We start from the raw sequence: 21,024 nt of genomic DNA, 5'->3' as shown, positions 1-21,024 counted from the left end.
TTAAATTCAAAGGAGTGGAAAATATGGATCAGCAAGAACTGAAGCAGCAGGCTTTAAAGATTTTAGAGGATAGTTATGTGGGGGTTTTGGCTACGGTGAAAGACAATAAACCGCATTCCCGCTATATGACATTCTTTAATGATGAATTCACTTTATATACAGCGACAAGCGATCAAACGCAAAAAGTCGATGAGCTTGAGAACAACCCGCATGCCCATATTCTCCTTGGCTATGAAGGCGAAGGCGTCGGCGATGCATTTCTTGAAATAGAAGGCACGATAGGCATCCATGATGATAAAAGCATCATCGACAAAGTATGGAACGAGCACTTAAGAGGCTGGTTCAGCGGTCCGGACGATCCTCATTTGGTGATTCTTGCGATTAAACCTTCGCGTGTACGCATTATCAATAAAAAAGGCGAAGAGCCGCAAACACTTGAATTGTAGACAAAAAACGGCTCCGATTTTTCGGGCCATTTTTTTATGTGTGGAGGATTTCACGCAAGCCTTCCCGGTTAAAAAGAAGATCCTCCAGTGTGTATTCATCCAAAATCGCTAAATAAGCATGGAGCGCTTTTCCTAATACGCCGCGCAATCCGCAAACCGGTGTTATGGGACAGCGGTTATGTTCGCGGTCAAAACACTCGACCAGATGGAAATCATCTTCCATCCGGCGCACAACCGTCCCCACATTGATATTTTGCGGAAGATCGGCTAAGCGGATGCCTCCCCCACGGCCGCGGACTGTTTGGATAAATCCGGCTTTCCCGAGTTCAAATGTCACTTTCATTAAATGATTTTTGGATATATGGTAAGCATCCGAAATTTCTTGGATGGTCGTCAATTTGCCTTCCGGTTTGGAACCCAAATAAATCAACACGCGCAATGAATAATCGGTATACATGGTTAGTTTCATCAATCTCACCTTCCCTGCCTCCTCATTATAGCCATTAAGGAGAGCCCGATAAAGCAATTGAGATTGCAGCGAACTTCACAAAGGAAAAAGGAGATGGTTTTCATGTTGTCAAATGAAACACGATCCATCATCAAGTCCACTGTTCCTGTATTGGAAGACCACGGCGTCACGATTACGTCAGCGTTTTATAAAAATCTCTTTGAAGCCCATCCGGAATTGCTGAATATCTTTAACCACGCAAACCAAGCGCAAGGAAGACAGCAGACAGCACTTGCCAAAGCCGTGTATGCGGCAGCCGTCCACATAGATGACTTGGCAGAAATTATGCCCGCCATTATCCAGATTGCCCATAAGCATGTAAGTTTAGGCGTAAAGCCGGAACATTACCCGATTGTCGGTGAACATCTTTTAAAAGCGATGAAAGAGGTGCTTGGCGATGCCGCAACGGATGACATCATCGATGCATGGGCTGAAGCTTACAGCGTGATTGCCGATGCCTTTATCGATATGGAAAAAAATATGTACCGGAAAACGGCTGCGCAGGAAAACGGCTGCGCAGGAAAACGGCTGGATGTATTTTAAAGACTTTGTAGTCGTCCGAAAAGAAAAGGAAAGCCAAGTCATCACTTCCTTCTATTTAAAACCGGTAGACCAATCGAATGTTCCTGCTTATATACCGGGGCAATACATTTCGCTGCGGCTGTCGATTCCAGGAGAGCCCTATACCATGATCCGCCAATACAGCCTGTCTCAAGCTTCTAAGCCGGACGAATTCCGGATTTCCGTAAAACGTGAAGCAGACAATGACCCTAACGGCGTCGTGTCGATTTACCTTCACGAAAAAATTCAGGAAGGCGACCGCGTGGAAATCAGTGCCCCTGCTGGCGTATTCGTGCTCGATTCGTCCAAAACAACACCCGTTGCGTTTATCAGCGGCGGTGTCGGCATTACGCCAATGATGAGCATGTTTGAAACCGTGGCCACTTCGACTCCTGAGCGGCCGACCACGTTTTTGCATGGTGCCAGAAATCGCTTGCAGCACGCCTTTGACGAGGACATCCGCTCTTATACAGACCGGATGGAATATGCGTATTATAAAACCATTTACGACGAAGAAGATGGCTTTATCACACGCAGAACTTTAGAAGAATACGTAGATCCTTCAGGCGACGCTTATGTTTGCGGACCTCCTCCCTTTATGGTGAGCATCATTCGGGAGCTTCGCAATATCGGAATGGATGACAGCCGCATCCATTTTGAGTTTTTTGGTCCGGCCATCGATCTGCCTGATTCCAACTAAAGGATTTGCTTCATTTCAAAAAAGAGTTCGTTGGTTACTCCATGAACTCTTTTTTTGTGTGAATTTTTTGTGAAGCAAAATGTGTCCAATTTTTAAAGATGTATTTTAAATATATCTTTAAAAGCATAAGAGGTTTATAGTCGAATTATAGAAAACAAAAGGAGCGAATGAAGATGCTATCTCAAGAAACAAAATCCATCATCAAATCTACGGTACCGGTACTTGAAGAACATGGCACAGCAATCACAACGGTCTTTTACAAGAATTTATTCGACGCACATCCTGAATTATTGAACATTTTCAATCATGCCAATCAGGCGAAAGGACGCCAACAGGCTGCACTTGCCAATACCGTTTATGCAGCTGCTGTCCATATCGACAATTTGGAAGCTATTTTGCCGGCGGTTGTTCAAATCGCGAACAAGCACGTCAGTCTGGGCATCAAACCTGAGCATTATCCGATTGTCGGAGAATACCTTTTAAAAGCGATTAAAGAAGTTCTTGGAGATGCGGCGACGGATGAAATCATCCAGGCATGGGCCGACGCTTACGGCATGATTGCCGACGCCTTTATCGGGGTGGAGCAAGGCCTGTATGAAAAAGCGGAAAATCAAGCGAACGGCTGGAAATTCTTCAAAGAGTTCGTGGTCGCCGACAAAGTAAAAGAAAGTGAAAACATCGTTTCCTTTTATTTAAAGCCGGCGGATGGCTCCCATGTGCCTGCGTATCAAGCTGGCCAGTATATTTCCGTACGCCTCGCTATTCCGGGAGAAGACTATTTGTTCAACAGACAGTACAGTTTATCCCAAGCGGCAAATCCTGATCAATTCCGCATTTCTGTGAAGCGTGAAGCGGACAATGATCCAAACGGGCGCGTATCGGTTTACCTTCACGAAGAATTAGCTGTCGGTGATGCCATTGAAGTCAGTTCCCCTGCTGGCGAATTTGTGCTGGATAGTGAAAAAGATTCTCCCGTTGCTTTCATCAGCGGCGGTGTCGGCATTACGCCGATGATGAGCATGTTCGAAACTGTCGCGGCGTTAACGCCTGAACGTCCAACCGTTTTCCTCCATGCCGCACGAAATGAGTCTTTGCATGCCTTTGACCGCGATATTCAAAATCATCTCGCAACAATGACGAACGCTGCCTACAAGACGCTGTATTCGGACCTTCCGGATGGCTACATCACCCGTGCGGTTCTGGAAGAGTTTGTGGATATTACAGGCGATGTCTATGTATGCGGACCCGTGCCTTTTATGGAAGCGATCATCCATGAACTGCGTGCCATGGGCATGAAAGAACAGCAAATTCATTTTGAATTCTTTGGTCCGGCCGTAGCATTGCGAACGGTATAAAATTTCAAGGAAAATTGAAGGATCGGCCAACGCTATTCCATAGCTTTTGGCCGATCCTTCTTTTTTCTCACTTTACGGAACCTTCTTTTAAAAATTCCAAACGGTTGCCGAACGGATCGAAAACAAAAAATCGTTCGACGCCAGGGATGCTGGCATCATTTTTTACGTCAATGCCTTCGCTATCCAATTGGCCCTTCAACGCTTCATAGCCATCTACGAAAAAAGCAGGGTGTGCTTTTTTCGCTGGAGAAAAGGGCTCTTCCACTCCTACATGCAGCTGAAAAGCGCCAAATTCAAACCATACGCCTCCCCGCGACTTCAATGGCTCCGGTTTTTCCACTTCCTTCATGCCCAATAAATCTCCGTAAAATTTTCGCGCCTGTTCTTCGTTCCCTTTCGGCGCAGCCACTTGCACGTGGTCGATTTTGCTGATCGAAAATGCCATTTTTTCGCCTCCCCTTCTGCCCTAGTTTAATAAACGAACGGGAAAAAGAACATTCAATTGTATGGATGAATTACGATAAGTTTTAGTTATCCCTTTGCAAATTCTTTCTTTTCCCTTAGCATGATAAGTAATTAAAGGAGTGAAAATCCATGGAAGCATCTCCAGAGCTTAAACTCATCCTCGCCCATTATTCAGTAGCCGCCGGACGCACACCTGAAGCACCGCTGTCCCATGACATGAAAACAGCGGTGCTTCAATTAAAGGAATGGTGCGGAAGCGTGAATGACGGCGCTGCGGTTTCGTATTTCTTCCGGCAGTATGCCTTATTCATCACGGCTCAATTTGATTTGATCGTTAATCATGGCTGTTATTTTAAAGGTTCGTTCAGTGATTTGCGTTTTAATCAGGTCCGCAATTATGGCTTTCCTTTGCTTGAGACTCATGCTGCCCCTGAACATCTTGCAATGATTTCAGATACCGGACGTTTTGCTGCTATGCACGAAGTGCTGTATGAGCAAGCTGACCGGGCCATTCAGGAATTCCGCCGCTATGTAAAAATTTCGCCCATTATTCTTTGGGAAAACATTTTAGGGTCGCTTCTGTGGTTCTATGCCAATTTTGAAAAACGCCAACCGCGCAGAGCTGCTGAAGATCTGGAGTGGCTGCTGGAGACAGAAAATTGGAAGCCGATCAAAACATCCTATCTCGCTAAACTTTTGGGCAACTCCTCTTTGGAGGCAGCCGTCACCCGCCCTTTGCGAAAAACCTGCTGTTTATACAAAGAACTCGATGCTTTTGAAACTTGCACCTTTTGTCCGCAGCCTCACCTTCATAAGAATGCATAAAAAATCCCCGGCTCCACGCCGGGGATTTTTGATTATTTTTCGAACACTTCATGCAGGATTTGCCCTGGTGAACTGTTGATCAAGTTTTTATAAACGCAGCTGTTCGGTTTTTTCATCAAAACCTTAGCAAACGATTTCGCATGTTCTGTTTCTCCCACAACATGGATTTCATCCCAATGACGTTCTTTTTTCAAATTCTCGATTTTGCTGCTCATATCTTTATAAAAACGTTCTAAGTTCTCACGCAACCGATGGTCTAAATCGTCCGCATGGCTTCCGCTGTTTCCGCCTAAATGCGCTCCACCGCCGCCCATGCTATTGCCACCGCCGCTTCTCGCTGCGGAATGGACGCCTTTTTGCTCCGTCCACACTTCTAAACCTGAATCAAATTCATAGAAAATCTCTTCGTTGATAATCCCCATTGAAGTATCCAGTACGCGGATCCCTTTAAAGCTAGGCAACACCACGCCTGCATACGGATAGGCTTTATACATATAGCGCAATTCATCCAGTGCCGGCTTCGCTTCCCAGTGGAAACTTGTTTTCACCGGCACTTGAACATAGTGCACGGACCATAAATCATCATGTGTAGATGCAAAAATAACGACACCCTTTTGGAGGTCGTCTTTATGGTCAAGTATTTCCCGCTCCACTTTTTTTCTCAGCTCTTTGTAGCGCTTCATTTCTTTTTCATCTTGCGAGGCTTCTAAATATTCATCCAATCGTTTCAAACCATTTTTGAGGTGAATTTTCCAAGCGCCATTTTGTGCGTTCAAATCCGCCGGGTTCGTATTCAAGTAGACGCTTAATACGCAACGGTCATCACAATTAAATGCCTTTAGTTTCTGGATTTCATCATATAATGTCATTCATCCATCATCCTCCTTAAAATACATCCTCTATAATTCCTTACCCTAAGTCTTCTACATTAAACGAAAGACTTCCTTCTTTTTTTATTATTCTGACGTTTAAAAGAGGTCTACCGAGGTAAACAGATAGTGCAATCAAAAAAAGGGAGTGTGGACCGAATGGAAAATATCGATAAAAAAGTAGACGATAAATTAAAATCTTTTGATGATGAGAAAAAAGAAGATATCTTAGCGAACTTTGAACATTTTAAGCAATACTTAAGCAGTAAAGTTGAAATGGGTGAAAAATTAGGATTGAGCGAAGAGCGTTTGGCCCAGATCACTGAAAAAGTCGCCAATTACTTAGCGAAAAACGAAGATCCGAAAAACCGCGAAGAATATCTTCTCCAGGAATTATGGAAAGTTGGAGAAAAAGAAGAGCAGCATATGCTTGCTCACATGCTCTTGCGTTTAGTGAAAAAAGAGTAGCATTATTGATCAGTCTATAGAAAAAGCGTCCCTATACAAGGGACGCTTTTTTGTCGAATAATTGGAACATCAGTAAATAGACAAGGCCGCTAGCTACTGCCAATAAAGCGAGAATGGCAAACGTCCAGCTGAAACCGAACCAGGCTGTCATGGGAATCGACACCGGCGCAATCATTCGCCCGATGGTATAGCGCATACTCGCAGCTGCAAAATACTGGCCTCGCATATCTTCTGGAGCCAGTTTCGAGATGAAGCTCTGCTGGATGCCCACGACCATCAGTTCAGCAAACGTAAAGATAGCCATAGCGATGACGAAGATCCAAAATAGTGAAGTCAGTGGGAAGAGAAGCATGGCAGCTGCATAGAAGCAGGCTGATAAGAAAAATACCCATTTTTCGCGGAACTTCGTCATCCACCTTGTGACTATCACCGTCATCAACGCAACTAAAAGGCCATTTTCCGATAACAGGAAACCGAATGAAGTCTCGCCTGTCACGGTCCATTCCTTGCTTCCGAAAGAAGCAATCGTCTGGACATCAATCGATTCTTTCAAGTAGATCGGAAACAGCAGATCCAGCTGCATGAATGTCTGGGCCCCCAGGATGCCGGCAATAACGAACAGGAGGAAAACCCGGTCTTTAAAAATCAATCCGTATTCTTTGAGTTGGCCGAGAACCGCTTTTGACAGACCCGCAGATTCCCCTTCTGCCCATTTGTCCTGCATCTTTTGAGACAATGTTTCGTTTGTGTAAAGGCGCAGCACCAACCCAAGAATCATCGAGATTACCGCCACCGTCAATAAGAGTTCGAAGCGGAATGAGAAAAATAGTACAGCACCGATCAGCGGCCCTACGACTACGGCAATATTCAAGGTGGTGTAGAAAATGGCAAACACATCGCTCCTGTATTTTTCCGGTACGACATCCGCTACCATTGCCTGGCTCGCAGGCCAATAAAGCGAGCTGCACATTCCTGCAATAGTGAAAGCCACAAACCCTAAAGCCGCTGAATCAAACCAAGGCGAATTGGCAAAAGCGAATAGCAGGAATGCGGCTCCCTGCGCAATGGAAGCGATGACAAGCATGCGCCGCCGGCCAAATCGGTCAGCGCAATATCCGCCAATTAAATTGGCTGCTACAGAAAAAACCTGGGAGACAATAAGCAATAAACCTGCTGTCCCTTTGCCAAATTCTTCTGCAAAATAGATCGCTAAAAATGGAAATACCATCCAATAACTTGTATTCATAAAAAATTCGCCGACAAGGCGCACTTTTAAACTTCGATCCCAATCTCTAATTTTCATTTTCCTGTCCCCGCGTTCCTAAGTTGAATGTAAAACGTGCTGTCAGTCAATCACTTCCAACAATTTGTAGCTCAAACAAATATCAATCATCAAGTCTTTCCGTTCTTTGGCGAATTGGATCGATAGCCGTTCATGATCCCGTTCAACGATTTTTCCCGTACCAAAAACACGATGCCGAACTTTTGCCCCTTCAACCAGCTCGTCATCTGCTTTGACAGCATTGGGATTATCCGGAACGTCCACTTTAATCGGGGTTCGAGCAGCCGGTTTCCGCTCCTTCACTGCTTTACTTGTTGTTTTTTCAGGAACGATTATTTCACGCACTTCATTCATAAAGCGAGATTCGTTATCATAGCTGATCAATTCCAAATGTTTTTTGGCACGCGTCATTCCTACATAAAACAACCTTCTTGCCTCTTCCAGTGTCGCTGGATTTTCTGCATCTTCTTCAGCGGGAATCACGCCTTCCACCAAATCCACCATATAGACCCGATCGAATTCAAGCCCTTTGGAACTGTGGAAAGTCGACAATGTCAGCATATCATCCGTTTTTTCCGCTTTGGCATTTTGCGTAATCTGCTCAAGCTCTTTCAGCCTTACTGCAAACTCTGTCATGGACTCCAAAGGCTCTGCAATTTGCTCAAGCTTCATGAGGATCTGCTCCAAGTACTGCAGACGCATCCCGAATTTTTCTGCCCGGCTCGAAAGCATCTGGTCATAGCCGAGATCTGCCCGGATCGTGCGGATGACTTTTAGCGGACGCATGCTGTTCAAGGCTTCAAACCATTTCTTTTGCTCGTTGAGAATTTTGATTTGGTAGTCCTTTAGCGTGACGCTCCGGTTAATCTCATCGAATGCGTTATGCTGCGTCGGCTTCATCCGGCTTAAATACTTCAATTGGCTGCCTGACCAGTACGCATTGGTTTTCGAAGCAATTTTGGCATAGATGTCCACCCGTTCCGGTTTTAAGCTAAAACGCATGAAATTCAGCATGTCTTCGACAATCCAATGGGAGAAAAAGCGGTTGTCTGCGTCCTTCATATAAAAAGGAATGCCATGGCGCTCCAATTCGCTCATCAACAAAGTGGAAGATGAATTATTGCGATACAGAATGGCCACTTCACCAAAATCGGTTAATTGCTTTAATTCTTTAAAGAGATACTTGAGCTGCGCTTCTTCTGATGAAAGCCGCTTTAACACAATGGGCTCCCCGGCCGGCTGTTTGGTGAACATATTCTTATCATGGCGCTGCTTATTGGCTTTGATGAAGACGTTTGCCGTATCGACGATATTCTTGGTCGAGCGGTAATTGCGCTCCATTTTCATCACATAAGCATCCGGATACACGCTCTTAAATTTCAGCAGATATGTCGGTTCCGCTGCACGCCACGTATAAATCGATTGATCATCATCGGCCACTACACAAAGATTGTGATGGCGAGCCACCAGTTTTTCTACAATCGCATGTTGGATAAGGGATGTATCCTGGCTTTCATCGGTCATGACGTATTCCCACTTATTCTGGTATTTCGACAGCAATGCCTCGTCTTTTTCTAAAGCTTCATTAGCCAAAGACAGCATGTCATCAAAATCCACTAACCGCTGGTCATAATTTTCTTTAAAAGCTTCGTAAGTCTTTAAGATTTCGTTAGCGCCGTCAAATGGCGCTTTCTGCTGGGACCATTTTTCACGGGGAATCATTTTGTTTTTGACAAAACTGATAAACGAAGTCAATTCCTCTAATTGATCATCTGTAATGGGCTCCCCTACTTCCGTCTGATACATTTCCCGGAGAAGCCGTTTCTTATGGAGGCCATTGGATTCGCTTCCTTCAATCATGATATAGCGGGAGTCCGCAAAATATTCACGGGTGATCTGAAAAGCTAAACTGTGGATCGTTGAGAAATCGACAGGCGAAAGTTTCGGAAAAAAGCGTTTATAGCGTTCGTTCATATCGGACGCCGAGGCTTTACTGAACGTAATCGCTTTGATCTTTTGCGGGCGCACGCCTTTTTCCTCAATCAAATAGCCGATTCTCATAATCATCGTTGTAGTTTTCCCTGAACCTGGACACGCTAAAAGAAGCAATGGGCCGTCTGTCCGTTCCACAGCTTTCTTCTGGATTTTATTCAGTTCCACTCCAAGCTCTTTCTGTTTCCGTTCAAAAAAATGGCTCATATGCTGCTCCTTCGCTGTTTCATTCCTTCTATTTTAACACACAAAAGGACTCAAATTAATGAGTCCTTCTTTGGTAATCCCTTAAAATTCAAATGAAGTTATTCTCATCCGGTTTACTGATCGGCTCTGCATTCCGTTTATCTTTTCGGGTTTTCGGATTTTCATAGTGCCGGTCATCGAGCCCTTCTTTTTGTTCATCTAATTGCTCACCGATTTCCCTCGGATCTTCTGAGTGAAGTTTTTCGTTTTGCCGTTCCGCTTTTTTGCTTTCCGGCGCTTCAAAGTGGTCTCCATGCTTTTCTTTATCAGCAAACATTTGCATGTCTCCTTTCAAGAATAGTATTGAAGTGTTACTTTGTTTCAAGAATTTCCGCCACTCGCCCGACTTGGCCATCTTCAAGCCGAACTTTAATGCCATGCGGATGGGTAGCTGAATTGGTTAAAATGTCTTTTACAATGCCTTTGGTCAACTTACCGGATCGCTGGTCTTGTTTCAGCACAATATTCACTGCAATCCCTGGTTTTACATCGATTCTTTTTTTGCCGTCCATTGTCTTCACTCCTGACTTTCTTCTATCATACCGCTCTTTGGCGAAATAAAAAAGGCGGGGATGGTTCCCCGCCTTTCTGCATCTGCTTACTCCAACGAAATTTTATAAGCGGTCTTTTCGGCTGTTTCTTAAATCATCGGCATCAAGGTCTTCATCAATATCCGCTTCTTCCCGGCGAACCGTTTCGCTCACTGTTTCCGTGTCTTGCACTTTGCGTTTACCAACAACAATTTCTTCATTCACGACATCCGTTTTCGATACGTTGACGCGTTCTTCTGTTACCGGAATGTGAATATTGTCGCCTTCCTGATAGGCATCTCCAGTCAAACCGCCTTCTGTGCTTTCTTCATTCACCGGACGGCGTTCTACATAAACTTCCTCGCGTTCAACCGGTACTTCAATGGTCTGCTCATCTTCCACCACGTGCTTCCCTACATTTACTTCTCCAGTCTGCACGCGGTCTTTGTTCACATGCAAACGCTCCTCATGAAGGCGAAGCCGCTCTTCTTCATCGTGCGAATGGTCTCGGTTCAAATCACTGTCTGTCAAGCCGCTTGTCGTACGATCTGTATCTGTAAATCCGCCGGCCGTATGATCCGTATCAGTCAAGCCGTCAGTCGTACGTTCTGAATCGGTCAAGCCGCCCGTTGTCCGGTTTGTATCGTCAAAACGGTCTTCACGATCCAATTCGTTAGTGGCTGAAAAATCATTCGCATCCCGGCTTGGCCGCGGCGTGTCGTCGACATTGCTGCCGCCGCCTAATCCGAAGCCAGTTCCTGTATCCCGTCCGACACCGGCTGTTTCATCATCAAGTCTTGACACCGCTGAAGTATCATCTGAATCCACCATATTCCGTTCTCTATGGAAATCAATATCATTGGCCTCATTCGTATCTACAGTCAAACCGTCCCGTGCTACGATTCCCGAATCCGAATGCCCAACGGCTCTTGTGTTTTCGACAGTCGGGTCTCCGTATACTGCACCGCCGGCCAATGTACTTTTGCCTTCGTCACGGCCTGTATAGCCTTCTGAAGTCCGGGAGTAATTGTCGCCGATTTCTTTATCAACAAACAATAAAATTCTGCCATTCTGCACTTCGTTGTAATAGCGGTCCGCTTCGTCGCCATCTACACCTAACCCATTAAAAGCCTCACGGACAGGTTCATTGCCGGACAAGAATCCCATGAATTTGTCTTTCCAGCTGCCTTCAGTGGATTTGTAATCAACATCTGTCCGGCCGCGCACCATAGAAATCTGTTCTTTGTCGCGTGCCATGACATACATATGGTCTTCACTCGTGCCTTGCGCTTTCAGTTCTTCGATTTTTCTTAACACTTCTGTTTCGTTGTCGAAAGTTCCCATAAATTTATTGTTGGCCATTTTCGATTCCTCCAATTTCAGTATGTGTAACTTGAAAAATCTTGCTTACAAAAGATTTACCCGCGCCTCTCCATCTCAAACATTTGAAAAACTGAATGAGCCATTTCACCCATACTTCTGTTATCTGTAAAGCCTTACTCTTTAGAAAAAATTTCAAAACTTGTTCCTTATTAAATCTTTAAAATTCTTTAAATCTTTTTCCATTTTTCTGTAACTTTTTGTATTCTGAAACGTCTGTATGATTAAAGCATGATGGCAGGGGGGATTGTATGCGCTCTTTAGGGTTGGCGATATTATTTTTAAGTTGTTTTTTCACGCTGGCCGGCTGTTCGGCAGAACCTGTAGCTTCCAAAAGCATTGCTCCGCCGAAACTGGATTACTCCACTTTACATATCGTACAGCATCCTGCTGAACAAGCCATCTTGATTGAAGGCACCTATTTTGAAGTGGCTCCCACCAGCCAGTTCACCCAAACATCAGGAGCGCCGCTCGAGCAGCGCCAGTTAAAAACAGGCGATTTGGTTGCCTTGACTGCCCACCGGGAAGCGACAGATACCTTCCCTGGAAAAGGCACATTAATTTCCCTTGTCCGCTATGATGATGAACGCAGCCAAAGCATCAGCCAAGCGATTGCCCATGTGATTGAAAATCAGGACACGGGCGTGGACATCATCGCACCGTCGATCAAAGCAGTCAGCAGCCACTCCGTCACTTTTCAATTTTATGATTGGGGAAAAACCCGGAAATTTGAGGGCATCGTGAACATCGGCAGCTTAGCCTTCCAGATAAAAGAACTGCCTTACGCTTCACAAAATGAAAACCCGTGAGCTTTTGCAGCTCACGGGTTTTTTCCAGTGTATTGAAAAAGATGGAAATGGAAAAGTTTTGTTTAAAAATTCGATACTCCGCAAAATGGCATTGCAATGAACTGGCTCAGGAGCAAGCGGTTTAGAACGATGCTTTTATAAGAATATCGTCTCCAATCCTTTGCTCCAAATCTTTGGAGAGGGCTCCAGCACCGGCGCGGTTCCGGACAGGGTGGAGCAATAAGACGAGTGGTTTTCTCGGCTTATTGTGGGAATCCTGTCCATAGCGCCGCAGTGCGGATTCCAGAAGCAGACGCTCGCACCTAACTAGTTCCTTGAGAAGTTGCAAAAACCCGTGAGCTTTTGCAGCTCACGGGTTTTTTTAGAAAATGCTCAAGTCCCACTCTTTAGAAATCTGGCGCAGCATCATGGTGCCAGCTGCACTGTTCCCTTGGACGTCGATTGCTGGCCCATAAACTCCGATGCCCGCTCCGGCCCGGAACTCGTACGTCTGGGAGTGGAGCTTAGGCGGAACGGCCGCCAAAATCCCACCAGATACCCCGCTTTTTGCGGGAATGCCGACATGGGCCGCAAAATTCCCGGAAGAGTTGTACATGCCGCACGTCACCATCAACACTTTTGCGACTTGGGCGATTTCATCTGAAAAATGATTTACTTTCGTGATTGGATTAAAGCCGTCATAGGCGATAATCAATCCGATCAATGCCAAATCTTGTGTGCTTATTTTAATGGAACATTGGCGGATATAAATATCGAGCGCTTCTTCGACTTCGATTTCAAGGAAGTTCGCTTCTTTCAAATAATAAGCAAGCGCCCGGTTGCGGTGAGAAGATTTCCATTCGGAATCATAGACTTCCCGGTCCATTTCGAGTGGATGCCCAACCAACCCTTCCAGGAATTCCAGCAAGTATTCGTATTTCTTTTGGCTGGTTTGCCCTGGAAGCAATGCCGATACAGTAATAGCGCCTGCATTGATGAACGGGTTGAACGGTTTATTCGGCCGGTGGATTTCAAAAGGGATGATGGAATTGAAGGCTTCACCGGTCGGTTCGACATCTACTCTTTCAAGCACAAAATCCAAACCGTAATGGCAGCACACCGCAATAAACGATAGCGCTTTTGAAATGCTTTGCAGCGTGAATTCCTGATCCGTGTCCCCGGCACAATAATAATGGCCGTCTTCATCCACCATGCAAATTCCTAAACGGCTCGGATCCACTTTTCCAAGCGCCGGAATGTATTGTGCGGTGGTTCCTAAAATGGCATGTCCTTTGTTTTCTTCGATCCACGCTTCCAGTTGCTCTTGAATATGCGGGTTTCTTTGCATGTCATGCCTCCTTGCCTTCTAAAAATCCCCTGGTTTCCACAAGGGGGTTCTGTTTATAATTGGCCGTACCAGACTTTCGCGGCTTCCACTTCCGGCATTGTCAATTGATGGCCGTAATTTTCCCAGTGCAGATGCACTTGTGCCCCTGCATTCTTAAGCAAACTTTCCAAATCAGTCGATTCCTCCGATGGACAGATGGGGTCATTAGTCCCTGCTGAGATAAATACGGGAACCCCTGCCAAATCCGGCAGTTCCGTCTCGCGGTTTGGAACCATCGGATGATGGAGAATGGCGCCTTTTAACGCATCCGAATAAGTGAACAGCAAATTTGCAGCGATGTTTGCCCCATTCGAATAGCCGATGGCGATGACATTGCTGCGGTCGAAATCATGGTCTTTTGCTGCTTTTCCGATAAATTCATTGAGCTCTTCCGTTCTGGCTTTCAAATCTTCCATGTCAAAAACGCCTTCAGCCAAACGCTTGAAAAACCGCGGCATGCCATTTTCGGAAACATTGCCCCGTACACTCAGCACAGAAGCTTCCGGATCGATATGTTTGGCGAGCGGCAATAAATCATTTTCGTTGCCTCCCGTGCCGTGCAATAGTAAAAACGTCGGTTTCTCTTTGTTGGATCCTTGATGGAATATGTGCTTCATCTAAATCATCCTCCTATTTCAGACACCTTACTCGTCTGTTTCCCTAATTGATTTAACTTAAACTTATCTTGAATTCGAGATAATTATACCACAGCAAAGAAAAATTCCCAATGAGAAGTGATCGCTGCAAAAAAACACCCGCAAAATTTGCGGGTGTCAAAAAATTATTTCGCTGTTTCAAGCATCTCTTCCAAGTTTTCTTTCGTGAAAAGATAGTTTTCATTGCAGAAATGGCATTGCGCTTCTGCCTGACCATCCGTTTCAATCATATCTTGAATTTCATCGGATCCAAGGCTGATGATCGCATTATGGATGCGGTCACGCGAGCACTGGCATTGGAAATGCACCGGCATGTCGTCCAAAATCTTCACGTTGTCTTTGCCTAATACGGCAAAAAGAATTTCCTCAGGCGTCATCCCTTGGCGCACCATGTTGGAAATCGTCGGAATTTCACTGAGGCGGCTTTCGATTTCCGTAATGATCGTTTCGCTCGTTCCCGGCATCAATTGAATGATAAAGCCGCCGGATGCCTGGATCGTGTTGTCCGGATTGACGATGACGCCAACGCCGACAGATGAAGGCACTTGTTCAGAAGTAACGATGTAATGCGTAAAGTCTTCGCCCAGCTCACCTGAAACGATCGGCACTTGACCGACGAATGGCTGCAGTAAGCCGACATCTTTGGAAACGGACAGCGTTCCTTCTGTTCCGACCGCTCTTCTCACGTCCAATTTCCCTTGTGCATTCAAATCAAAATGTGTCTGCGGGTTGGAAACGTAGCCTCTGACTTCACCTTTCGCGTTCGCATCGACTAAAATAGTGCCGAGCGGTCCGCCTCCATTGATTTTGATCGTCAATTTTTCTTCGCCTTTCATCATGGCGCCGAGCATGACGCTCGCTGTCATGGAACGGCCCAGTGCTGCAGAAGCTGTCGGCCATGTGTAATGGCGGCGCTGCGCTTCACTGACCGTTTCCGTCGTGCGTGCAGAATAAGCACGCACTTGCCCATCGTATGCTAAAGCTTTCACTAAATAATCATTCATCTATTTTCACTTACTTTCTTTATAAATTTAAATGGTTTTTGCTGCTTTTTCATGGCGGACTTTGTCCGGCGTTACATCGTTTCCGAGTGGATCGAGCACGGTCAATCCGGTTACCGTGTTCTCAACTTGCCCCCGGATTTCGCGCAAATAATCTTCCCGCAATACTTGCTGCTCGACTTTCTCAGCATTTGTCAGCCCGATTTCACGAGCTTTCTTTGACAGTTCATTGATTCGTTTCAATTGAGGAATCATCTGATCCACTCCTTTCCTCGTTGCTAGGCGACCATTTTTCTTTGCACCCATTGCTGCAAAGCTTCCGTTTTCAGCAGGAACCGCTGCTCATTCATTTTTTCAGCCAATGATGAAATGGTCTCCCGTTTCATGACCGATTTCCAAGCCACTTCCGCTTCTTCCATTAAATCCGTCAGGAGGCAGCAGCTTTCTTCCTTTTCCAGTTCCAGCAGATCGCCTAAAATGCCGCTGGACGAATAAAGCGACTGCCTTCCTTCTATCGCAAGGTAGATATCATAGACTGTGATATCTTCCGCCCGTTTGTTTAATTTGAATCCGCCTTTTACGCCTGGCACCGATGCAATGACTCCTGCACTGACCAATTTGCGAAGCAGTTTTTGGAAATACGTAGGCGATGCTTTCAGCTGCTGGCTGATTGCTTCTCCCGGAAGCACAGCTTTATCCGGCAGCATGTTCAACAGTAAAACGGCATAAACCGACTGCTCAACGCCTGTTTTCATATGCACATTCATCACCTCCGCTTTTTAAACGCGGACAATCCTTATCCTCGTTATCACATAATAATTTATTTTGAAATGAAAGTAAATCAATTGAACTTGGAGGCACTCCCGAAACTTTCAAGCCCAACCGTAAAAAAACACCTGCTAAAAAAAGCAGGTGTTTTCCATAATTAAATAAAACTGGCGAGTGCGCCCTATGACAATGCGAGAAGAACTACGAAAGCTGGATGGATTCCCCAGGCTTTAAGCACTCCACCTTTCGCACAAAATAATTTCTAGCTTTGTTTCATGAAATTGGTACACGTAATGCCCGCCGCCACTTCAAATCGGTCTTGTTCCACAAAACCGAAAGAATGGTAAAGATTTTTGGCTGGCTCATTGGCTGTTCCAGTGCTGACGATAAATTTATATCCCTTGTATCGCTTCATAAGATCAGCAAGCAGCGCTTTCGCGATTCCTCGTCTGAAGAAATCCGGATGAACGACCAAGCGGTAAATATCAATCAGATCTTCTTCTTCAATATAGGAGATAAAGCCTTTTAATTCCTCTTCTTTAAATCCGGTAAAGCTTTCGTTGCTTTGCTGTATGTCCTCAATCGATTCTGTTAATTGCGGAATTCCATGAAATCCCATCAACTCGGCTTCAATAAGATAGGCCGGCTGTTGAATGCGTTGGATATCCTTCGCCGTTTCTTCATCCCGATGGTCTAATTGGCCAATCATACTTCCACCCCCAAGACTCATTTTACCATTTATGCGGAGTTTCCAGCGCTCTTTTTTGCAATATTAGGAAGAATAAACTCATCGGCTGACGAAGTGCAAGCCTTTTAACTGGGCACTAAGCTTCACCTTTTGACCGATGGAAACTGTTTCCGCTTGTCTGCTGGAAATTGAGCATTCCAACAGCGTGTTTTCCGTTTGGACGGTGCAAAGATAAAAACCGTGATTGAAGCGCAATTGCTTTACGATCCCTTCAAATATGATTTCCTCAGCTGTCGATTGCTTCTCCAAATCGGTGGAAAGCTGCAGTTTTTCAGGGTGGATGATCAAATGCGTCATGGAAGACTTTCTTGAATCCGCTAGCTCAACTTGCTGGCTTCTGTTTTCCATCCCAAACTTTCCGGCGCTTCCTTTTAAAATATTTTTAAGGCCTAGAAAAGAAGCCACTTGAATGCTGGCCGGCTTTTCGTATAATTCCTTTGCACCGGCCACTTGCAGCAAGTTTCCGTCGCTCATCACACCGATTCGGTCGGAAAGATGGAAAGCTTCCTCGCGGTCATGAGTGACGAACACGACCGTTGTCCCAAACTCTTGGTGGATGCGGCTCAGCAAAATCCGCATTTCTTCCCGCAGGCTCGGATCCAGTGCACTGAATGGTTCATCCATCAATAACACGCGCGGATCCGACACAAGCGCCCGTGCAAGCGCCGCCCGCTGCTGCTGTCCGCCGCTCAGTTCATCCGGAAAGCGTTGCCCATAGCCTTTTAAACCGACATGCCCGAGCATTTCACGTGCCCGTTCAATCCGTTCGGCTCTTTTCACCTTCTTCATTTTCAGGCCAAAGGCAATATTGTCTTCAATATTCATGTGCGGAAACAAGAGCGGCTGTTGAAAGACCATGGCAAAGTTCCGTGATTCGGGAGGGACATTGGTTATCTCCGTTTCGCCTATCCAAATTTCTCCCTGGTCCGCCTGCTCCAATCCTGCCAGCAATTTCAATAGCGTGGTCTTCCCGCAGCCGGACGGCCCCAAAAGCGAAAAAAATTCGCCTTCTTTTATCGTCAAATGAACCGGTTTAAGTGAAAAAACCGGGTTCTCATCCTTTTTTCTGTCTTCGAACTTTTTTTCGAGCTGAATAATCCGCAGCTGATTCATTCCCTCACTCCTTTACTGGCAGCGGCCTGCTTTTTCTTATAATATCTTTTCAATGCCAAGTCCAGAATGAGCAAGGCAGCAACGGCCATCCCTGCAAAAACTAAGGAATAGGCCGAAGCGATTGCCGGATCTCCGCCGCTGATAAATGGAAACAGCAGAATCGGCAAAGTCATCACTTGTCCGCTGCCAATAATGAAGGTGATCAAATACTGGCTTAAGGAAATCAAAATGCTCAAGCTGGCTCCTGCTGCGATGCCTGGCAGCAAATGCGGAAGCACCACATGATAGAAACGTGAAAGGGGGCCTGCCCCCAACATTCGCGCTTGGTCTTCCCAATCGATCGATAAAGTATTGTAGCTGGTCATCGCAGCCCGGACGACGTAAGGAAGCGTCGGCGAAAGATGGGCGAGAACCACGCCGAAAATCGTTTCCGTCAAACCAAAACGCAGAAAGGTTAAATGGATGCCCAAAACGGCTACAAAAGGAGGGATAACAATAGGCGCAAAAATAATTGCTTCAAAAAGCCATCTCCCTTTTAAGGGATAGCGCACAAGCGCGTTAGCAGCCGGGACCGCCAAAATAATGTTGATTGCCGTGACGATAAAAGCGATCAGCAAGCTGGTGCCAATGGCTTGCCACGTACCCGAGTTGTCGAAGAGCACATACTTCCAGGCACTTAGGCTGAAAATTTCCGGCAAAACGTTCGGCCATTCCCAATTATAGGAAAAACTTGATAAAACCAATGGAACAAAAGGGAGAACGATGAACATCAACAGGAAAATGAACAGGAAGGTATTTGCTAGGAGGCGCTGTCTCTTCATCATTCCCACCCCTTCAATACATTCCAGCGCTTGCTGAAATAATAGGCGATGAGCCCCAACAACACCGTTAACAGCGCTAAAATGAGATTAACAGCCAGAGCTTCAGGCCGGTCAGCCAACGTTCCGCTTGAATAGAGCTGATAGGAATAGACCGGCAGCATGCTGGGGTAAGTGACGCCTAACAGATACGGCACCTCAAAGGCAGAAAACGTAAAGACGAAGACGATAAAAGCCGCAACCGTCCAAGCGGGCAAGATGGCAGGAACCACAATTTCACGGATGAAATCCCAATTCCCTGCCCCGTATACCCGCGAAACATCCCGCCACTTCCTGTGGATTCTCTCAAGCACCGGATAAACCATCAAAGCGACAAACGGCGCTTCTTTCCATGTATATGCCAGGATGATCCCCCATCCGAACGAGTCATTGACAAGCACCGGAAAATCCGGAATTTGCTCAATGACTCCCACCTTCGCTAAGATTTTCGATAAAAATCCGCTCTGCATGAACAAAAGGACAATTACATATCCTCCCACAAGATGCGGGATCGTCAATGGCAATTGAAACAAACGATTCCATAAGTTCAACGCTCCCGATCTCGACTTTTCGTGCATCATGAACAGAACGACAGCCACAATCGCTCCTAAAAAAGCAGATAGTACGGAAGAAATAGCGGCAATTCGAATGGTAACAATTAAGGAATCCCAAAACGCATCCGAGTGAAAGAGGCTGGAATAAGCCTTCAACGAAAACCCGGTTTCGCCAATAGCCGGAAAATAGCCGAGGCTTTTCAAAAAACCGTCAAAAAGCCCTCCGAAAAACAGGAGGACTATGGTGGCGGCGGCAGGAAAGAGCAAAAGATACGGTTTAATCTTTCGCAACATTTTCCATCCACCCTTTTTCGATCACTTCGATATAATCGGAGGATAATTCAGGCAAGCGATTTCCTTCCAGCTCTTCAAGCGGCAAAGTCGCCGGGCCAAAATCCACTTCGTTCATGGCCTTCTGCTGTTCAGCAGACAGCTTCTCGAAATCCAATGCAGACAGATCCCCCCAATTCTCAGGAGACAATTTCGCAGTCTGGGCTTCCGGAGACAGCATTTCATTGATCGCCACTAAAGCTCCTGCTTTATCAGAAGAATTGAATGGAATCGATAGAAAATGGGTGTTTGCCAAAGTCCCGCCTTTCAATAGGAAGGTCTTGGTCGATTCCGGGAATCGGCCTTTCATGACTTCACTTGCTGCAAGCGCCGGATCGTAGCTCATGGTCATCGAGACTTCCCCGTTTGCATACAATTGGTCCAGTTTCGCCAGGCTTTCAGGGTAGGTTTCGCCTTTACGCCATAAATAAGGTTCAATTTCATTCAAATATTGCCACATGGGCGCTAAACGCTGTTCCAAATCTTCGATATCCGCTGCCGGCTGCTGGTATTGTTCATATCCGCCGGTCGTTTCATAAAGCACGTGGCGAATAAATGCGCTGCCTGTAAAATCCGGCAATGCGGGGTACGTAAACTGGCCTGGATTCTCTTTGACCCATTCCGCCAGTTCTTCCATGGACTTTGGCGGTTCAGCAACTTTCTTCTCATCATGGACAAAGACAAATTGGGCTTTGCCCCACGGTGCTTCAAGCCCCTCAACTGGTTCTCCAAAGTCCTCCGCCACTTCTAACGCATCCGGATTTATGTATTCATTGAAGTTCGGCAGTTTCCCGGCAAAATCTCCCCACAGCAATTCATTGTCTTTGGCGGCCTTGAAATTTTCTCCGTTAATCCAAATGATATCGATGCTGCCCTCTTTCTTTCCGGCCGATTTTTCGTCCACCAATTGATTGATAAAATCTTGGGCATCATTGACCGGGACGCGCTGCAAATCCACATCATATTCTTCTTGGAGGCGGGGGGCTACCCAATCATCCAAATAACGGTTAATGTTTTCGTTTCCGCCCCACATATACATATTCACTTCTTGCCCTTCGGCTTCTGCAGCAATCGTTTTCCAATCACTATCCAACAAATCATCTGTATTTTCTGCTGCCGGATCACTTGCGCCATTCGAACATGCCCCTAGCGCCAATGCCAATAACCCGGTTGCTGCCAATGCCCACTTCTTCAT

At 45.9% G+C, this 21,024-nt stretch carries 23 protein-coding genes and 1 pseudogene; 6 read left to right on the top strand and 18 right to left on the bottom strand.

Annotation, left to right across the window (positions count from 1 at the left end; translation table 11 throughout):
• Positions 1–23 precede the first annotated feature (23 nt).
• The gene (locus BN1080_RS03375; RefSeq protein ID WP_052650540.1) at positions 24–446 is read left to right on the top strand and encodes a pyridoxamine 5'-phosphate oxidase family protein; all 423 of its coding nucleotides are present in this window, start codon (positions 24–26) and stop codon (positions 444–446) included.
• A gap of 34 nt (positions 447–480) precedes the next feature.
• Here the strand turns inward: BN1080_RS03375 and BN1080_RS03370 are convergent, their stop codons facing one another.
• Positions 481–915: an Rrf2 family transcriptional regulator gene (locus BN1080_RS03370; RefSeq protein WP_052654371.1), complete on the bottom strand. Its 435-nt coding sequence runs from the start codon at positions 913–915 to the stop codon at positions 481–483.
• Between the two features lie 102 nt (positions 916–1,017).
• Between BN1080_RS03370 and hmpA (BN1080_RS03365) the strand changes: the two are divergent.
• Positions 1,018–2,215 (top strand): annotated as a pseudogene (gene hmpA, locus BN1080_RS03365) (NO-inducible flavohemoprotein).
• A gap of 173 nt (positions 2,216–2,388) precedes the next feature.
• Positions 2,389–3,570 carry an NO-inducible flavohemoprotein gene (gene hmpA, locus BN1080_RS03360; RefSeq protein ID WP_052650539.1) on the top strand — a complete coding sequence of 394 codons (1,182 nt, stop codon included), beginning with the start codon at positions 2,389–2,391 and terminating at the stop codon, positions 3,568–3,570.
• Positions 3,571–3,637: 67 nt separating this feature from the next.
• On the opposite strand, the gene BN1080_RS03355 is transcribed toward hmpA (BN1080_RS03360), so the two are convergent.
• A complete protein-coding gene (locus BN1080_RS03355; RefSeq protein WP_052650538.1) occupies positions 3,638–4,015 on the bottom strand; it encodes a VOC family protein in 378 nt (125 codons plus the stop codon).
• Between the two features lie 149 nt (positions 4,016–4,164).
• Here BN1080_RS03355 and BN1080_RS03350 point away from each other — a divergent pair, with 149 nt between their 5' ends.
• The gene (locus tag BN1080_RS03350; protein ID WP_052650537.1) at positions 4,165–4,860 is read left to right on the top strand and encodes a hypothetical protein; all 696 of its coding nucleotides are present in this window, start codon (positions 4,165–4,167) and stop codon (positions 4,858–4,860) included.
• 32 nt (positions 4,861–4,892) lie between these two features.
• Here the strand turns inward: BN1080_RS03350 and BN1080_RS03345 are convergent, their stop codons facing one another.
• Positions 4,893–5,729, bottom strand: coding sequence for a VLRF1 family aeRF1-type release factor (locus tag BN1080_RS03345; protein ID WP_052650536.1), 837 nt, complete (start codon positions 5,727–5,729; stop codon positions 4,893–4,895).
• 159 nt (positions 5,730–5,888) lie between these two features.
• Between BN1080_RS03345 and BN1080_RS03340 the strand changes: the two genes are divergently transcribed.
• Positions 5,889–6,197, top strand: a complete 309-nt coding sequence (locus tag BN1080_RS03340; protein WP_052650535.1) for a DUF3243 domain-containing protein — start codon at positions 5,889–5,891, stop codon at positions 6,195–6,197.
• Between the two features lie 31 nt (positions 6,198–6,228).
• Here BN1080_RS03340 and BN1080_RS03335 read toward each other — a convergent pair whose 3' ends face one another.
• The 5 genes from BN1080_RS03335 to BN1080_RS03315 all read right to left on the bottom strand — a co-directional run bounded on the left by BN1080_RS03335 (position 6,229) and on the right by BN1080_RS03315 (position 11,609).
• Positions 6,229–7,500, bottom strand: coding sequence for an MDR family MFS transporter (locus BN1080_RS03335; RefSeq protein WP_052650534.1), 1,272 nt, complete (start codon positions 7,498–7,500; stop codon positions 6,229–6,231).
• A gap of 42 nt (positions 7,501–7,542) precedes the next feature.
• Positions 7,543–9,678, bottom strand: a complete 2,136-nt coding sequence (locus BN1080_RS03330) for an ATP-dependent helicase (RefSeq protein WP_052650533.1) — start codon at positions 9,676–9,678, stop codon at positions 7,543–7,545.
• Between the two features lie 88 nt (positions 9,679–9,766).
• Entirely contained in the window at positions 9,767–9,994 is a 228-nt protein-coding gene (locus BN1080_RS03325) for a hypothetical protein (protein ID WP_052650532.1), read from the bottom strand.
• A 34-nt stretch (positions 9,995–10,028) separates the two neighbouring features.
• Positions 10,029–10,229 (bottom strand): YwbE family protein, encoded by a 201-nt coding sequence (locus tag BN1080_RS03320; protein WP_052650531.1) that lies wholly within the window; start codon positions 10,227–10,229, stop codon positions 10,029–10,031.
• A 102-nt stretch (positions 10,230–10,331) separates the two neighbouring features.
• Positions 10,332–11,609, bottom strand: coding sequence for a DUF2382 domain-containing protein (locus BN1080_RS03315; RefSeq protein WP_052650530.1), 1,278 nt, complete (start codon positions 11,607–11,609; stop codon positions 10,332–10,334).
• Between the two features lie 269 nt (positions 11,610–11,878).
• On the opposite strand from BN1080_RS03315, the gene BN1080_RS03310 reads away from it, so the two are divergent.
• A complete protein-coding gene (locus tag BN1080_RS03310; protein ID WP_052650529.1) occupies positions 11,879–12,436 on the top strand; it encodes a hypothetical protein in 558 nt (185 codons plus the stop codon).
• 361 nt (positions 12,437–12,797) lie between these two features.
• Here the strand turns inward: BN1080_RS03310 and BN1080_RS03305 are convergent, their stop codons facing one another.
• From BN1080_RS03305 to BN1080_RS03260, 10 genes are all read right to left on the bottom strand, one after another.
• On the bottom strand, positions 12,798–13,763 hold the full coding sequence (locus BN1080_RS03305) for a glutaminase (RefSeq protein WP_052650528.1): 966 nt from the start codon (positions 13,761–13,763) through the stop codon (positions 12,798–12,800).
• 53 nt (positions 13,764–13,816) lie between these two features.
• Positions 13,817–14,419, bottom strand: coding sequence for an alpha/beta hydrolase (locus BN1080_RS03300; protein ID WP_052650527.1), 603 nt, complete (start codon positions 14,417–14,419; stop codon positions 13,817–13,819).
• 164 nt (positions 14,420–14,583) lie between these two features.
• Entirely contained in the window at positions 14,584–15,462 is an 879-nt protein-coding gene (gene hslO, locus BN1080_RS03295; RefSeq protein WP_052650526.1) for an Hsp33 family molecular chaperone HslO, read from the bottom strand.
• A 27-nt stretch (positions 15,463–15,489) separates the two neighbouring features.
• The gene (locus BN1080_RS03290; RefSeq protein ID WP_052650525.1) at positions 15,490–15,714 is read right to left on the bottom strand and encodes a DUF896 domain-containing protein; all 225 of its coding nucleotides are present in this window, start codon (positions 15,712–15,714) and stop codon (positions 15,490–15,492) included.
• A 23-nt stretch (positions 15,715–15,737) separates the two neighbouring features.
• Positions 15,738–16,220 (bottom strand): RrF2 family transcriptional regulator, encoded by a 483-nt coding sequence (locus tag BN1080_RS03285; protein ID WP_052650524.1) that lies wholly within the window; start codon positions 16,218–16,220, stop codon positions 15,738–15,740.
• A 269-nt stretch (positions 16,221–16,489) separates the two neighbouring features.
• Positions 16,490–16,936, bottom strand: coding sequence for a GNAT family N-acetyltransferase (locus BN1080_RS03280; protein WP_052650523.1), 447 nt, complete (start codon positions 16,934–16,936; stop codon positions 16,490–16,492).
• Positions 16,937–17,014: 78 nt separating this feature from the next.
• Positions 17,015–18,088 carry an ABC transporter ATP-binding protein gene (locus BN1080_RS03275; protein ID WP_052650522.1) on the bottom strand — a complete coding sequence of 358 codons (1,074 nt, stop codon included), beginning with the start codon at positions 18,086–18,088 and terminating at the stop codon, positions 17,015–17,017.
• Complete coding sequence (locus tag BN1080_RS03270; RefSeq protein ID WP_052650521.1) at positions 18,085–18,909, bottom strand: ABC transporter permease; 825 nt, start codon at positions 18,907–18,909, stop codon at positions 18,085–18,087. Before BN1080_RS03270 ends, BN1080_RS03275 begins: the two co-directional genes overlap by 4 nt.
• Positions 18,909–19,793: an ABC transporter permease gene (locus tag BN1080_RS03265; RefSeq protein ID WP_052650519.1), complete on the bottom strand. Its 885-nt coding sequence runs from the start codon at positions 19,791–19,793 to the stop codon at positions 18,909–18,911. Before BN1080_RS03265 ends, BN1080_RS03270 begins: the two co-directional genes overlap by 1 nt.
• Positions 19,777–21,024, bottom strand: coding sequence for an ABC transporter substrate-binding protein (locus tag BN1080_RS03260; protein ID WP_052650517.1), 1,248 nt, complete (start codon positions 21,022–21,024; stop codon positions 19,777–19,779). Before BN1080_RS03260 ends, BN1080_RS03265 begins: the two co-directional genes overlap by 17 nt.

Source organism: Planococcus massiliensis (genome assembly GCF_000821325.1).
Lineage (GTDB): Bacteria > Bacillota > Bacilli > Bacillales_A > Planococcaceae > Planococcus > Planococcus ruber.
The sequence above is the reverse complement of the archived record's forward strand: the minus strand, read 5'-3'. Positions and strand labels throughout refer to the sequence as shown.